Genomic DNA, 14919 nt, shown 5'->3' with positions numbered 1-14919 from the left:
TAGTCATCCCGTCTCGTAGAAAGGTCTGTTTTCCGGCGCTATCATATGGCGAACATCCACCATCATCGGGCGAACATCATTTCACTTTTCAGGGCAACAACGATATTGCTGTGGTGTCAGGCCAAAGCGCGCGCGAAAACAACTGCCAAAATGGCTGGAACTGCTAAAGCCACAAAAATAGGCAATATCGGTAATGCTTTGATGGTCCCGGCCCAGCAATATTCTGGCCTGTTCCAGCCGGTATTCACGCAACCAGGCAAACACGGTTGTGCCATATACCTTGCGGAAACACCGATTAAGCCGGGTATGGGTAAATCCGGTCATCCGGGCCAGTGTTTCAAGGTCCGGCGGGCAGGAAAGATCCTTGGTCAGCACGTCACGAACCTGCGCGATCACCCGTTTTTCCTCTGCCGAAACGGCACCGGGCAGGCCTGGATCGATTATTGGCATTGTTTGCAAACAATCGACCAGCAGCGCCAAGGCAGCACTTTCCGCCGCAAGACGATCCAACGCTGTGACAAGCGGATTGGCAAGCAAATCACGCAAGGTCGCCGGCATGTCCAGACCGGTATTCAAGCGTATCGCATGACCGCCGGATTGAACCGAACTCACCCCGCTATCCGCCATTTCATCCAATACCGATGCAATGCGATGACCACCAAATTTAACGGCCACCATCTGGCACCCCTGACCGGCAGGTGTGTGGCGACACATTGCCTGATCATCAGGCGTATAAAGCCAAATATCGCCCGGACGGACCAAAGACGATTTTGAATGACGCCCAAAGGAAAAATTACTGTGTCCTGCAATGCCGAAGCCCAAAATCGCAACCGGCGCGTCATGATCTACACGGGATCGAAAATCCTGTTTTAGAAGACAATCGCTTTTGGTAATCGAAATTCCCGACGCAATATTTCCTGTGACGAAACGCGTACGGCCATGACGCACAGAAAGCTGATTTTCCCGCCATCCACGTTCCGCAACAAAACCGGACAAATGATCTGCATTCACATTTAATATGCCCGATGGCATATCTTGCAGCGCCGGAGAAAGAGTCATCAGAGGAACCTTCTTACAACACACAATCGCATTACCAATTGTAGGTTATTAAGAATGATAATGATACTCAGTAATGTCGCTGGATGTATGTTTCCCGCAAAAACCTGTCAGGAAAGTAAAGCCCCCTATCAGCCAGGCGTACGCTCGATGCCTTTATAAATCACTGTCTGACAGGGATTACCGCCAATGGCATAGGACAGTTCAGCCGGGCTATCGATACCCCAGACCACAAAATCGGCAACCTTGCCGGTTTCGAGGGTGCCGTGGGTGTCGCCACGCCCCAGGGCACGCGCACCGTTGCGGGTAATACCCGCCAGGGATTCTTCCGGTGTCATGCGAAACAGGGTACAGGCCATATTGGCCATTAACAGCAGCGACAAGGCGGGCGAGGTGCCCGGGTTGCTGTCGGTCGCAATCGCGATATTCACCCCATGCTGGCGTAACAGGTCAAGCGGCGGCAATTTGGTTTCACGCAGGCAATAAAAGGCACCGGGCAGCAACACCGCCGTCACCCCGGCCTTTGCCATCGCCGCCACACCGTCTTCTTCCAGATATTCCAGATGATCGGTTGAAAGGGCGTGATAATCCGCTGCAAGGATGCTGCCTTTTTGATCGCTTAACTGTTCAGCATGCAATTTCACCGGCAGGTTCAGCTTGCGCGCGGCCTCGAACACGCGGCGGGTTTGTTCGGTATTGAAGGCAATATTTTCACAAAACGCATCCACGGCATCGGCCAGCCCCTCGGCCGCAATGGCCGGCAGCATTTCCGAACATACAAGCTCGATATACCCATCGGCATCATCCGCATATTCTGGTGGCAGCGCATGCGCTCCAAGGAATGTCGTCACCACATCAAGGTCATTTTCCCGGCCAAGGCGACGGGCCGCGCGCAGCATTTTGGCTTCGTCTTCGGTGCGCAGACCATAACCCGATTTGATTTCCAGGGTGGTCACCCCCTCGCGCAGCAAATTATTCAAACGCTTTTGCGCTTTTGCCACCAATTCGTCTTCGCTTGCGGCACGGGTTGCCGTGACCGAGGCACGAATGCCGCCACCCGCCCGGGCAATTTCCTCGTAACTTACGCCATTCAGGCGTTTTTCAAATTCATCTGCCCGGTTGCCGCCATACACCAGATGGGTGTGACAATCGACCAGACCGGGTGTGACCCAGGCCCCGGCCAAATCGCTGACTTTTGCGGCCAGCTTTGCCGGGTCCCCTGCCAGGTCATCCATCGAACCAATCCAGGCGATCTTGCCGTCCTTTACCGCGATGGCCCCATTTTCAAGGGCACCATAAGGCGTCTCGATGGCCGGGTTCATGGTGGCAAATTGACCGTTGATCCAGATATGATCCCACATGGTTTTATCCCTGTCCTGGCAGTTTATATGTATATACATAAGCATGCGCCATTCACGTAATAACGTCAATGGCGCAGTCGCTCATGTTTTCAGGCTCATCCTGACCGGCCTTCCCCTTTCGGGGGAGCCAATTGATCAGGCAAAGCTGGGCAAAAGATCATCGACATAGCCGTGAATGACCGATGATTTCAAAAGGGTCTTTACCGCGGCAATATCGGGGGCGAAATAGCGGTCCCTGTCATAAAAGGCGGCCACCGCCCGCACCGATGCAATCACTTTTTCCAGTGCTTCGCTAGAGGTCATCGGGCGGCGAAATTCAATGGCCTGGCAGGCGGCCAGCATTTCAATTGCCAAAATACCATTCACATTATCGGCAATATCGGCCAAACGCCGCCCGGCAAAGGTTGCCATCGACACATGGTCTTCCTGATTGGCCGAGGTTGGCAAACTGTCAATCGATGCCGGATGGGCCAGCGTTTTGTTTTCCGATGCCAGGGCCGCCGCTGTGACCTGCGCAATCATGAAACCGGAATTCAAACCGCCATTTTCCACCAGAAATGCCGGTAAATCGACCATTGCCGGGTCAATCAACAGGGCAATGCGTCGTTCGGCAATGGCACCAATTTCCGATGCCGCAATCGCCAGAATATCGGCCGCGAAGGCCACTGGCTCGGCATGGAAGTTCCCCCCCGAAAGAATATCGCCCTGATCGGGGAAGATCAGCGGGTTATCGGTTACGGCATTGGCCTCGCGTTCCAGAATGGCGGCGGCATGATTGATCTGATCCAGACACGCCCCCATCACCTGGGGCTGACAGCGCAGGGAGTACGGGTCCTGCACCCGTTCGCAATCAACATGGGATCGGCGAATTTCGGAATCGGCCAGCAATTCACGGTATTTCGCGGCAACCGCAATCTGGCCCGGCTGGCGGCGCAGTTTATGAATGCGTTCATCAAACGGGGTATCGCTGCCCTTGGCTGCATCCACCGACACCGAACCGGCTAAAACGGCGGCGGCAAAATTATCCTCTATGGCAAACAGGCCCGAAAGGGTTAGCGCGGTTGAAACCTGGGTCCCGTTTAACAGGGCCAGGCCTTCCTTCGGTGCAAGGGTGACGGCCTCGATCCCGGCCTTTGCCAAGCCCTGAACGGCGGGCATCATGGTGCCGCTCTGGCGCACATCCCCCTCGCCGATCAGGGCCAGGCTCATATGTGCCAGCGGTGCCAGATCACCCGAGGCCCCGACCGATCCCTTGGCCGGAATGATCGGGTAAACACCATGATTAAACAGGGCAATCAGCGCATCAATCACCATCGGACGCACACCGGAATGCCCGGCGGCAAGGCTTGTGACTTTTAAGGCCAAAATCAGACGCACAACCGCGTCAGGCACCGGATCGCCCGTACCCGTGCAGTGCGAGAGCACCAGATTGCGCTGCAAATCGCGCAGGCTGTCTTCATCGATGCGGGTTTTTGCCATCAGGCCAAAGCCGGTATTGATGCCATAAACGCTTTTGCCGCGTTTGAGCACTTCTTCCACCGTACCGGCGGCGATGGCAACCCGCTCCCAGCAGGTATCGTCAATATCGATCTGCACATTGCCTGCGGCAATTTTGCGCAATTGGGCCAGTGTCAATTCGCCCGGGATTAATTTGATCGTTTCCATGATTTTTCACCATCGGCAGGTTGAGGCCCTGTTTGGGGCACGGTGATTGCAATGTCATATCCGGCATAACCGGCATCAATAGACCGCCGCCCGTGAATTGCCGGGCCATAGGCCTTCTTTTGATCTAATATGTATATACAAATATATAAATTGCCTTTTGTCAACTTGGCAAGAGAAAGGTTTTCGGATGCAAAATGCCTGAATATTGCGATATTTTTGATATGTCCCGGCATCATACGGGCCCAAAAGATCTATACATTTAACGAAATCGTGTTTAGCTCTCTGGTTCCATTGCCTCTTTTACGCCGATGACAACATCAGACATGACGAAAAAGGCCCGTTCCTTGACCCAGGATTTACCTGCACCCCTGCCCGCGACCAACCTGACCCTTGATGGCAATGGCCCACTTTATGCCCAGATCAAACGTGTGCTGGCGCGCCAGGTTATTTCCGGGCACTGGATTGCCGGGCAGCAAATTCCAACCGAAATGGAACTGGTCACGGTTTTTCAGGCATCGCGTATGACGGTCAACCGCGCCTTACGCGAATTGGTGGCCGAAGGCGTGCTGACCCGGACCCGGGGGGCGGGCACCTATGTTGCGGACCGTAAGGCACAATCGCCGCTTCTGGAGATCCGGGCGATCGAGCGTGATATCCGCGCACGCGGGCATCGCCATGACTGCGAAATCATCACCTTTGAAACGATTGAGGCCGATGCAGGCCTTGCCACCCAATTCGGTTTGACGCCGGGGGAAATGCTTAGTCATTTTATCTGCCTGCACCGGGAGGATGGACAGCCTGTTCAGATCGAGGATCGCTGGGTTAATCTGGCAGCGGCCCCGGCCTTTGCCCGCCAGGATTTTCGCGATATTACCGCCGCCGCCTGGCTTCTGGAAAATGCGCCCTATTCCGATGCCCAACATCTGATCGAGGCGGTTGCCGCCGATAACATCACGGCGAAACGGCTTGATATTGCCTATGGCGCCCCCTGCCTGGTGCTGCACCGGCGCACCTGGTTTCATGGCACACCGATTACGGTGGCAAAGTTCATTCATCCCGGTGAAAGCTATCAGCTGGGCGGGCACTTTGCCCCAAATCAGCCCAGTGATGGTTAAGATTGACGTTAAACATCAACAGAGAGTTGTCGACATGGATGCCCTGATATATTGCTTAGGCTTATCAAGTCGTTCAGACGCTCTAAAATGGATGTTTCATGCCTGACAAAACTGCACAATCCGGCACAGACCTACCGCAAACATCCGGGCATGAACAAAACTCTTCCGAAGCCACACCACATAGTGCTGCGCCCGGCGATGGCTTTCTGGGGCAACTGATCGCGTTTTTGTATCGTTATCGGGTTTGGTGTTTATTGTTATGGGTCCTGGCAATGGTCGTGATTGGCTATGCCGGGGTGGAACGCCGCTTCGCCGTGACCGACAAACACAATCTCGATAAATTTGTCCATGTTGGCGTATTTGCCGGGATGGCCTTTTGGCCGATCATGGTCTGCGGCTGGCGCAAAACCGGCTTGTTCTTTGTCCTGCTGGTTATTCTCGGTGCGCCGGGGCTGGAACTGATGCAGGCCCATTTTGGCAATGGCCGCATTGCCTCGCTCGCCGATATGACGGCCAGCCTGTGCGGTGCTGGGGCCGGCATGATTTTGGCGGCATTGGTGCGCCGGGCGGGTTGAACCATCGCCGATGCGAAATCATCTAGTGCCTCTGGGATGAGTGTAGATCCAAACCTGTCAGTCAGACAGGCGACTTCAGGATCCTCACAACCATGAAAATTTTCTGACAAGTGCTTGTTGTCGCGGAATTTATATCATTCAAAATTGATATATTTTTTCAATATCTTACCCGCCTTCCAAAGGGATCAAAAAGATCATTCTCATTTGAGTGACATTGCAACCGCAATTTTGCTATTCTTATGGACAGTTCCATTTCGCTTGTCAGCTTGCTAGGCAAAGCGTTAACTAATTTATACGTTTGACCAGTTTGGGGAACGAGCAGGAAGACGGAAACCTGCTTTGGTAAACGGCAGTGCGTCCGAAACATGCACAGGGACGATGACTGGCAAAGTGCGGGGTGCGCTTTGTCAGGTTTTAACGGGGGGAATGCTGGGTGTTAACACACGGCAGAAATCAGGCAATTTTGCGCGACCTTTTTACGCTGGGGGATGTGTTCCTCCTGCTGGCGGGTGCGGTTATTGCCTCCCTGCTAAGATTTGATACTTTTTTCCCGCCCGACGGTTTTCTGGTGCCCACCTTTATGGCGCCGTTGCTGTATCTCATGATCATGATCATGATCCGCGGCTATCAGACGCTAAACCCTGAAACCATGCAAATCGGCTTGTTCCGGTTACTTACAGCGCAACTCGGCACCTATGCGCTGCTACTGGTCTTTGCCTATTTTGCCAAGGTTTCCGAAGATTTCTCCCGCCTTTGGACGGGCTATTCATTACTCGCCGGGACCTTCTTGTTAATCGCACTACGTGTTGGCGTTTTTGTGTGGTTACGGCGCAAAGGCAAAGCTGGGCATTTCCGTCCGCGCGTGGCGCTCATTAATAGTGCGCCAGAACCGCTGATCATCTCGCAATTACGCGCCCGGGCCGAAAGCCATAGCTTCAATATTGTGCATAACCATCGCATTGTTCCAGGCGCACAAGCTGATGACAGCCTGCGCGATGCCCTGCACAATATGCGAACAGCCCAGCCTGATATCGTGGTGATGGCCGTCAATTCCAGCGATAAAATCCGCTATGCCGATATTCTCGACGATATTGGTGCCATTTCATCGGACCTGGTGGAAATTTCCGATTTAAATGAAGGCCAGGCCGGAGATGTGGCGAGCGAATGGGTTATTCTCGCCGGTCTGCCGTTTTTGCGCCGTGCGATGCGACCCTTTGGCAATCGCGGCTGGTGGGTCAAGCGGCTGGAAGATGTTATACTTGGATCTGTGGCACTCATACTGCTCTCACCTTTCATGCTCGCCATTGCCATTGCGGTAAAGGCAAGCAGCCAGGGGCCGGTATTATTTGCGCAGTTGCGTCACGGATTTAATGGCGAAACAATCCGGGTGATGAAATTTCGATCCATGTATGTGGATAAAATGACCGACACCCCGGAAAAAGTGCAACAGGCGCGCCGCAACGACCCGCGCATTACACCGCTGGGCGCATTTCTGCGGAAAACCAGCCTGGACGAGCTGCCACAGCTGTTCAACGTGCTGCGTGGGGACATGTCGCTGGTCGGCCCGCGCCCCCATGCCACAGCCCATAACCAGCTTTACCGCACCCGAATTGACGGCTACTTCGCTCGCCACCGGGTAAAACCCGGCATTACAGGCTGGGCCCAGGTCAATGGCTGGCGCGGCGAAACCGACACGGACGAAAAAATGCGCCAGCGCGTGCTGCACGACATGTATTACATCCAGAACTGGTCGCCATGGCTCGATATGCGGATTATGTTTATGACCCTGCTGAATGGTTTTGTTCATCGGAATGCATATTAGCATTTCAAATGTAAACTACACGCATCAAAAAATAAAAGATGAACAGAAATTTAGTAACTTTCATAAAAAATGATTTATTTCAAAAAATAGCTCTTGTTTCTATTGGAGCAGCGTTTGCACAAGCGATAAATTTAATATCGACCCCAATTATTAGCAGACTATTCGATCCAAGTGCATTTGGGATATTAGCGTTATTTACCGCCGTAACATCAACTATAGGCAGCATAGCTTCATTAAGATATGAGATTGCGATCCCCCTAGAAAAAACAAAAATCGGATCAAAAAATGTTGTATTATTATGCTTAATAATATCCGCTGTATCCTGCATTTTTCTCTCCGTGGCGATACCAATAGCTGAGAAAATAAATCACAACTATTTTATTCAAATTAATTTCGATGAATTCAAAAATCTTATTCCATTATACATATTATTTTCGTCAATAAACTTGACAATAGCCCAATGGACATGCAAGATCGAACGCTATACTATAACAGCTATTATTCCGATAATAAGAACCAGCACGATTGCACTTTTTCAAATCTCATCAGGGTTATTTCAAAGCACAAACATCTTTCTTTTATACGGATATTTCGCCGGCCAAGTATGTGCAATGCTTTTCAGTGCAACATGGGCTCAGCGAAACGGAAAAATATTTTCAGCAAAAAAAAGAAATATCCCGATAATAATAAAACTAATCAAAAAATATGCATTCTTGCCAAAGCTTGCCGCACCACAAGAATTATTGAATACATTATCTCAAAACTTACCAAACTTAATATTGCCCTTCTTTTTCAGCCCTCAACACATCGGGTTTTATTGGCTATCTATAAAAGTATTACAGATTCCCAGCACTATAATCGGCAATTCAGTAAGACAAGTCCTTTACGCGAAAATCTGCTCCCTACAAAATCAGAACAAGCCTTCAAGTTACATCATAATTCAGTACAGCATCATCCTATTTACCATAGGCACGATAATGTTAGCCCCTGTAGCTATTTGGGGTGTTGAAATATTTACGTTAGCATTTGGCCGAAATTGGACAGAGGCAGGAGAATACAGTAAATGGATAGCCCCTTGGATAATAATGGGATTTTCCAACATACCATCCACCTGCGCAATCCAGGCACTCAAACTTCAAAAGAAACTTCTTTGTTGGGAGAGTTTTCACTTCACGGCTCGCACCGCAACGTTATTATATGTCCCGCTACAATATGGCATGGAACAAACTGTGGCTGCTTATGCTACAGTTGGAATCGTTTTCAATGTCATATTAATAGCAATGGGATTATATTACTCGAACATGATGTTAAAAAAAGAGAAAGTGGAAGAGAAATGAAATACAATATTTTTTTAAGGTTAAAGCGCAGAATTCACAATGAAATCAAAAAAAAGTACTACTCAAAAATAAAGCCGGACACAACACTCCCTCCTGGGACTCCCAACTGGTTCATTCACATAGAAAAGCATTTCGGCGGTTATCAGAGTAATGTAAAAAGACGCAAGGTGTCTCCATCCGACACCCGCTCCAATTCTGAATTGATCAAAGGTGGAATGATTGGTGGTGACAGAATGTATCACCATGGGTATGCGAAATATTATTCGCAGCACCTAGAAAATATGATCAATAATAGGGAGAAAGAATATGTAATCCTCGAAGTGGGCATCCTAAAAGGCACCGGTTTAGCAATTTGGTCAACACTATTTCCTAACTCGACCATTATAGGATTAGATATAGATCTCACCAATACAAAAAAAAACATACCTAACCTTAAGAATTTAGGCGCATTTAAAAAACATGAAGTTGAACTATATGAATTTGACCAACTTGAAGACAACCATGAAACAGTAAAACATATACTACAGAATAGGAGAGTAGACTTATGCATAGATGATGGCCTACACTCTGACAAAAGCATCATTAATACGGCCAAGTCAGTAGAGTCATTTCTATCCAAAAACTTCATATATATAGTAGAAGATCATAACAACACTAAAAAATTACTAAAAACTGAATTTCCAAACTGGAATACAAGACAGTATGGTGAAATTTCGATATCAACTTTAAAGTAAAAAATTTTGGAACGATAAAATGATAAAATATTTCAACGAACCAGATTCAGAAATTGAAATATCTTCCGATATTGGCGGCGGGGAACCAATATATATATATATATCGCCAGACCGAACTTTTGCAATCTACTCATCATCCCTAAAAGATATAGTCAGCAATCATAAAAAAGAAATATTATTAAAAATTGACAGAAAAGCGATTTCATTTCTGTTGCAAAATGGAGTCATCCCCCCCCCGAATACGGTTTTTTGCAATTTGTTTCTAATTTCCATTGAAACAACTGCAACACTGAAAAAAAACGAAGGAATTATAACATTAACCACAAGAAATAACAAAAATTTGATTAAAAATAGCTATGCAGATAACCCAGACGGCCACTACAACGATAGAGATTTACTAGAAACTCTGTACTCAGCAATAACAAAAAAACTTGATAAAGGTAAAGAAAACTATTTATTCCACAGCGCAGGAAAAGATAGTAACGCTCTGGCTATCGCAATTGCAGAAGCTGGGGCGCAGGACCGCTTTACATTAATAACAAACAAATCCACAAATGATGCCAATTTAGATGAAAGCAACTTATCAGCACAAATAGCTCAGAAACTGGGTTTCAAGCATCATATATTACATCAACCGAAAGAATTAGGCCTAAAACATTTAGAAGAAATAGAAAATTTTTTCGCCCATGCTCCTCTGCCTTGCACGGACCCAGTGTCATTAGCCTACCCTTTATATTACTCCAACTACCCATTTCTTGCCAAAAGTAACCTCTTAGATGGCATGGGAAATGACATTTACCTCGGGCACATACCAGGAAAAATAGAATACAAGTTTCAAAATATTTCAAATATACTTCAGCATGGAAGACTATCAAGTTTACCTATCAGATCCGAGGGAAAATTTAATAGCCTTACACGATCAAGACCAGAATGGACAGGTTTAATTGGATTTACTCATAAAGAATCAAAATCAATTTTTCCAGAAAGTTTCAACACAAGGGAATATTGGAAAAATCAAGATTTGCCTCAAAATTATTTTTTATTTAGATCCGCTGTTCGCGGAAAAATCATTGATCAAGAAATTTACATGAGGAAGGTTCGAAATTTCGGCGATGTTTATAACAGTAACATTTTGTTTCCATGGACAGACGAAAATTTAATATCATACTGTATGAAAATACCTAAACATTTAAAGTATGATGAAAAAAATCTCCGAAACAAGATTTTTTTAAGGAACCTGGTCAATTCAAAAACTTCTGTTGATCCGGACAAAATTGGAAAAAGAACATACTTTTTCGAAATAAAGAGAATTATAAAACAAAATGAGAATTATTTCTCCAAAACAATTAAGAACTGCCGACTGTTTTCAGGAAGAGAAACAGCGACTATAGCTGACAGGCTTTTTTTAAATCTACAGCGAGACAACCGCGAATCGTATTTTTCATCTATATTAATAAATCAACTTTTTCTCATAGCCAAGTGGCTAGAAAGCAGAACATAAGAAAGGGGAAGAAGTGAAAATATTATTTATAAACTCTCTATATTATCCAGATATAGGGGGAGGACTTGAAATAAGCCTCAAAACATTAATTGACGCTTTGAAAGAAGAAAATGAGGTGGTTGTAATTACCACAACCATGGGAGAAGAACGTATAGATTATGTTGACAATGTGAAGGTGTATCGAGTTCAACAGAGGAATATTTACAACGGAAATTATAGAAAAAAAAGAGCGCGCATAGCAAAAATAATTTGGCACGCAACGGAAGGATTTAATATATTTAAGAACAAAACCATTAAATCAATTATAGAATCCGAAAACCCAGATATTGCTTCAATCCATAGTCTATCCGGGTTCGGCCCTACATTAATTGACATATTGGACCAATCGAAAATTCCGGTTATTCAAGTTTTACATGACTTATACAATACGTGCCTAAACTCTAATATGTTCAAAAATAGCTCCCAATGCAAAAAACAGTGCGTTACGTGCAAGGTTTTTAAGCATAGACATAAACTAAAGAGCTCGAAAATCACAGCAGTCTTGGGTGTTAGCAAAAACATATTAGAACGGCACAAAAAACTTGGATATTATAAATCAGTCCCCTTGGAATTCAGCATCCAGAACAAACGCAAGATAGAAAAAAGAATAGTTTATACATCAAAGAATGCATCAACATTTGGATTTATAGGTACCATCAATGAAGCAAAAGGCGTAGAGTTATTAATAAATGAGTTTTCAAAGATATCAGATGAAAGCATAAAATTATTAGTTGCTGGCTCTGGAGACGAAGGGTACATCGAAAATATTAAAAGGAATTCCCCCAATAATATTATATTCATCGGCCATACAGCACCCGACGAATTTTTTGAAAGAATAGACTGCTGTATTGTACCATCGATTTGGCCAGACACACTTCCTGGTGTGGTATTTGAATCGTTCATATATGGACGCCCGGTGATCGGATCAAACAGAGGTGGCATCCCCGAAATGATAGACAACGGGATAAACGGCTTTATATTTGACCCACAAGCTTCGGGAGACTTACGTCATAAAATAGAAACACTAATAAACGATAGTAAAAAATACATTGAATTATCTGAATGCGCTCAAAGGAAAGGAGCACATTATATCAAGATTACAGAATGGAAGGAAAAATACATGTCAGCATACCAAAAGACTATCAGTTTTTTTTCAAAAAAAATATAACATAATTTTTTTACGCTAAAGGCAGAATACGGTATTAATTCATGGGCATTTCATCAGCAATATTTTACGACAACTATGTTTTCTGTGGATTGACTGTCGCTGCACTTATATATGCATTTATAAATCAAAGATCCAATTTTAATCTAATATTCTTATACATAATAGCCACCTACTCTTCATACAATATCATGGTAAAACCAATACATGACTTCAACATAGTAATCGCCAGAAACTACATTTACCATCAAAAAGCAGTTGGCCCTTTAAGCTGGATAGATATAATATTTTTTGCCTTTCTTGTGTTTTATTTGGCCAAGACGTTAATAACGAGAAAAAACATAACGAGGATAAATGAATTCGATGAATATGGATTCATTAAGTTTTGCTTTTTTAGAGACGTCTCTTTATCATTATTATCGTTACTTTCTTTTATCGTATTTCTAGGACATGATGATCCAGCAAATCAAGCACAATGGATTAATCAGATAAGGCCGTATCGTGGCTACTTATACATGATCACAATAGTCTTAATCCTACGGGATAATTGCAAAGTCAACAACCCTACGAAGTTGTTACTATTCTTTTGTATGATTGATTTGATAAATTATTCATCAGGTTTAATAAGTTCCTTTTTGTTTCAAAATTATACGTGGAAAAGATACTTCTTAAACACAACAGTAATAGATCAAGACAACATATATTACCTGTCCATAACTTACTTAGCTTATTTTTTCTTATATATACTTTACCCAAAGAGATTTGAAAATAAAAAATTACTGGCAACATCCGGATTGATATCAATTCTTGTTTTTGTAAATTTCTACAAATATATTTACGTAATAATACTGGTGATTATGATTTCATATACATTGATAAATTTCATTTACCGAAAAATATCCGTTCATGCTTACATAATGATTGCGATTTCCATTGTATTTGCTTCTGCCTTTTTATCATTATTTTTAAACAGCACCGCAATAGAAACCAGAAAAGGACAATTAAACGATTACTTCATTGCAGTAGAGAATTATGGGTATTATGCACAATTATTCGGAATAGGAGATGGTGGATATTATAATATTATTTCCGATACATCAAATGACGGTGGAGAGATGAAAGAAATTGACCAAGAAAAAAACCCGTTCATTCGCACAGCGATTCAATTTACGTTAATTCAAATAATTAAACCAGTAGGAATTATTGGTCTATTAGTTTTTGTTCTCGCAAGCATTGCATTTTCATATAAATTTTTGATCAGATTTTCTTCCGGGTCAATATTAGAATTTTCTCTCTTGTCTTTTCCTTTGGTTCATTTTTTATTGGAGTTTATGTTTTTATCACCCACACCATTAAATGCTGTCGTTGGAGGAAAATGCTTTTTACTAAGCTATGCATTAAGGCAACATATACGTGAATCAAAACAGCGAACTATGTGATGAAAAAAATTTTATCGACAACAAACAAAACTAACGTGATGTCAAGAATGAGCAAAAAAATTTACGTAAATTGTCGTTATCTCACGCAGCACACAACCGGTGTTCAGCGTTACGCAGAAGAAATATGTAAGAAACTTTCTGAAATTGATGAAAATTTGATATTTGTTGCTCCACCCAAAAAATATATGCTAAAAAATCACACATCCATTAAAATAGTGAACTTTGGATTTTTTAATGGCCATATATGGGAACAATTTGTATTACCATTTTATTTCATAAAAAAGAGAAATTACATACTTCTAAATTTAGCAAATACCGCACCGATTTTTGGAACGAAGAATGCCCTAGTTCTACATGACATACAGTTTGCAAGAAAGCCACGTATACATTCTTTTTTGTTTACCGCTATATATAAAGCGATAATCCCTTTAGCACTCAAAAGATCTTCGCCAATAATCACTGTCAGTCACGAGAGCAAAAAAGATATTTTGAAATTTTATAAAACAAAAAAGGAAATTATAATAGCACCCAACGCAACATCAGAAACATTCTCTTCCAACGCGATCACTGAAACATTCAAAAAAAAATATATTCTATCAATCTCGCCATTTTCCTATCACAAGAACTTTTCAAACATCATTAAATCATTTCTGTCTCTTGAGGACAAAAGTTACCAACTTATCATTACCGGCACACCTAACAAAAATTTTAATTTTTCGAAAGACGACATAGAACTAAAAAATGTAAAATTTATTGGTAGAGTCACAGATACTGAGCTCAAAAACTTATATCAACACGCGAAATGCCTAATTTATCCGTCTTTTTCAGAGGGATTCGGACTTCCAATCATCGAAGCTCAAAAGTGTCAGTGCCCAGTAATCGCATCTGACATTCCAGTTTTTCATGAAGTTGGAGGAGAGAGCATCTTATACTGCAATCCATTCGACTATCGTGATATAGCAAATAAAATAGAGCTCCTTATAAGAGATGTCTCTTTATGTGAAGAACTTAAAAATAGAGGCTTGATTAACTCGGAAAAATATTCATGGCAACGATCCGCGGAAAAAATATATAACGCCATTCAAAAACAAGTTATATAATTGAATGATT

The 14919-nt window shown here is 44.1% G+C and carries 12 protein-coding genes; 9 read left to right on the top strand and 3 right to left on the bottom strand.

Going from position 1 to position 14919, the window contains the following annotated elements; all coding sequences use genetic code 11:
• Positions 1-81 precede the first annotated feature (81 nt).
• The 3 genes from TH25_RS24845 to hutH form a co-directional block, all read right to left on the bottom strand.
• Complete coding sequence (locus TH25_RS24845; RefSeq protein ID WP_181847330.1) at positions 82-678, bottom strand: helix-turn-helix transcriptional regulator; 597 nt, start codon at positions 676-678, stop codon at positions 82-84.
• Between the two features lie 509 nt (positions 679-1187).
• Positions 1188-2417 (bottom strand): imidazolonepropionase, encoded by a 1230-nt coding sequence (gene hutI, locus TH25_RS01565; protein WP_114086657.1) that lies wholly within the window; start codon positions 2415-2417, stop codon positions 1188-1190.
• 135 nt (positions 2418-2552) lie between these two features.
• Complete coding sequence (hutH, locus tag TH25_RS01560; protein ID WP_473243019.1) at positions 2553-4085, bottom strand: histidine ammonia-lyase; 1533 nt, start codon at positions 4083-4085, stop codon at positions 2553-2555.
• A gap of 320 nt (positions 4086-4405) precedes the next feature.
• Here hutH and hutC point away from each other — a divergent pair, with 320 nt between their 5' ends.
• The 9 genes from hutC to TH25_RS01510 all read left to right on the top strand — a co-directional run bounded on the left by hutC (position 4406) and on the right by TH25_RS01510 (position 14909).
• Complete coding sequence (gene hutC, locus TH25_RS01550) at positions 4406-5197, top strand: histidine utilization repressor (protein WP_181847328.1); 792 nt, start codon at positions 4406-4408, stop codon at positions 5195-5197.
• A 98-nt stretch (positions 5198-5295) separates the two neighbouring features.
• Positions 5296-5772 (top strand): VanZ family protein, encoded by a 477-nt coding sequence (locus TH25_RS01545; RefSeq protein WP_114086653.1) that lies wholly within the window; start codon positions 5296-5298, stop codon positions 5770-5772.
• Between the two features lie 463 nt (positions 5773-6235).
• A complete protein-coding gene (locus TH25_RS01540) occupies positions 6236-7594 on the top strand; it encodes an undecaprenyl-phosphate glucose phosphotransferase (protein WP_181847326.1) in 1359 nt (452 codons plus the stop codon).
• 38 nt (positions 7595-7632) lie between these two features.
• The gene (locus TH25_RS01535; protein ID WP_114086651.1) at positions 7633-8931 is read left to right on the top strand and encodes a lipopolysaccharide biosynthesis protein; all 1299 of its coding nucleotides are present in this window, start codon (positions 7633-7635) and stop codon (positions 8929-8931) included.
• Positions 8928-9665: a hypothetical protein gene (locus tag TH25_RS01530; RefSeq protein WP_114086650.1), complete on the top strand. Its 738-nt coding sequence runs from the start codon at positions 8928-8930 to the stop codon at positions 9663-9665. Before TH25_RS01535 ends, TH25_RS01530 begins: the two co-directional genes overlap by 4 nt.
• A gap of 19 nt (positions 9666-9684) precedes the next feature.
• Positions 9685-11166, top strand: coding sequence for a hypothetical protein (locus TH25_RS01525; protein ID WP_114086649.1), 1482 nt, complete (start codon positions 9685-9687; stop codon positions 11164-11166).
• 13 nt (positions 11167-11179) lie between these two features.
• The gene (locus tag TH25_RS01520) at positions 11180-12373 is read left to right on the top strand and encodes a glycosyltransferase family 4 protein (RefSeq protein WP_114086648.1); all 1194 of its coding nucleotides are present in this window, start codon (positions 11180-11182) and stop codon (positions 12371-12373) included.
• 914 nt (positions 12374-13287) lie between these two features.
• A complete protein-coding gene (locus TH25_RS24680) occupies positions 13288-13809 on the top strand; it encodes a hypothetical protein (RefSeq protein WP_147252965.1) in 522 nt (173 codons plus the stop codon).
• A gap of 47 nt (positions 13810-13856) precedes the next feature.
• Positions 13857-14909: a glycosyltransferase family 4 protein gene (locus tag TH25_RS01510; RefSeq protein ID WP_181847318.1), complete on the top strand. Its 1053-nt coding sequence runs from the start codon at positions 13857-13859 to the stop codon at positions 14907-14909.
• Positions 14910-14919: the final 10 nt, after the last annotated feature.

Source organism: Thalassospira profundimaris (genome assembly GCF_003326755.1).
Lineage (GTDB): Bacteria > Pseudomonadota > Alphaproteobacteria > Rhodospirillales > Thalassospiraceae > Thalassospira > Thalassospira profundimaris_B.
Note: the sequence above shows the minus strand (reverse complement) of the source record. Positions and strands in the feature narration are given on the sequence as shown.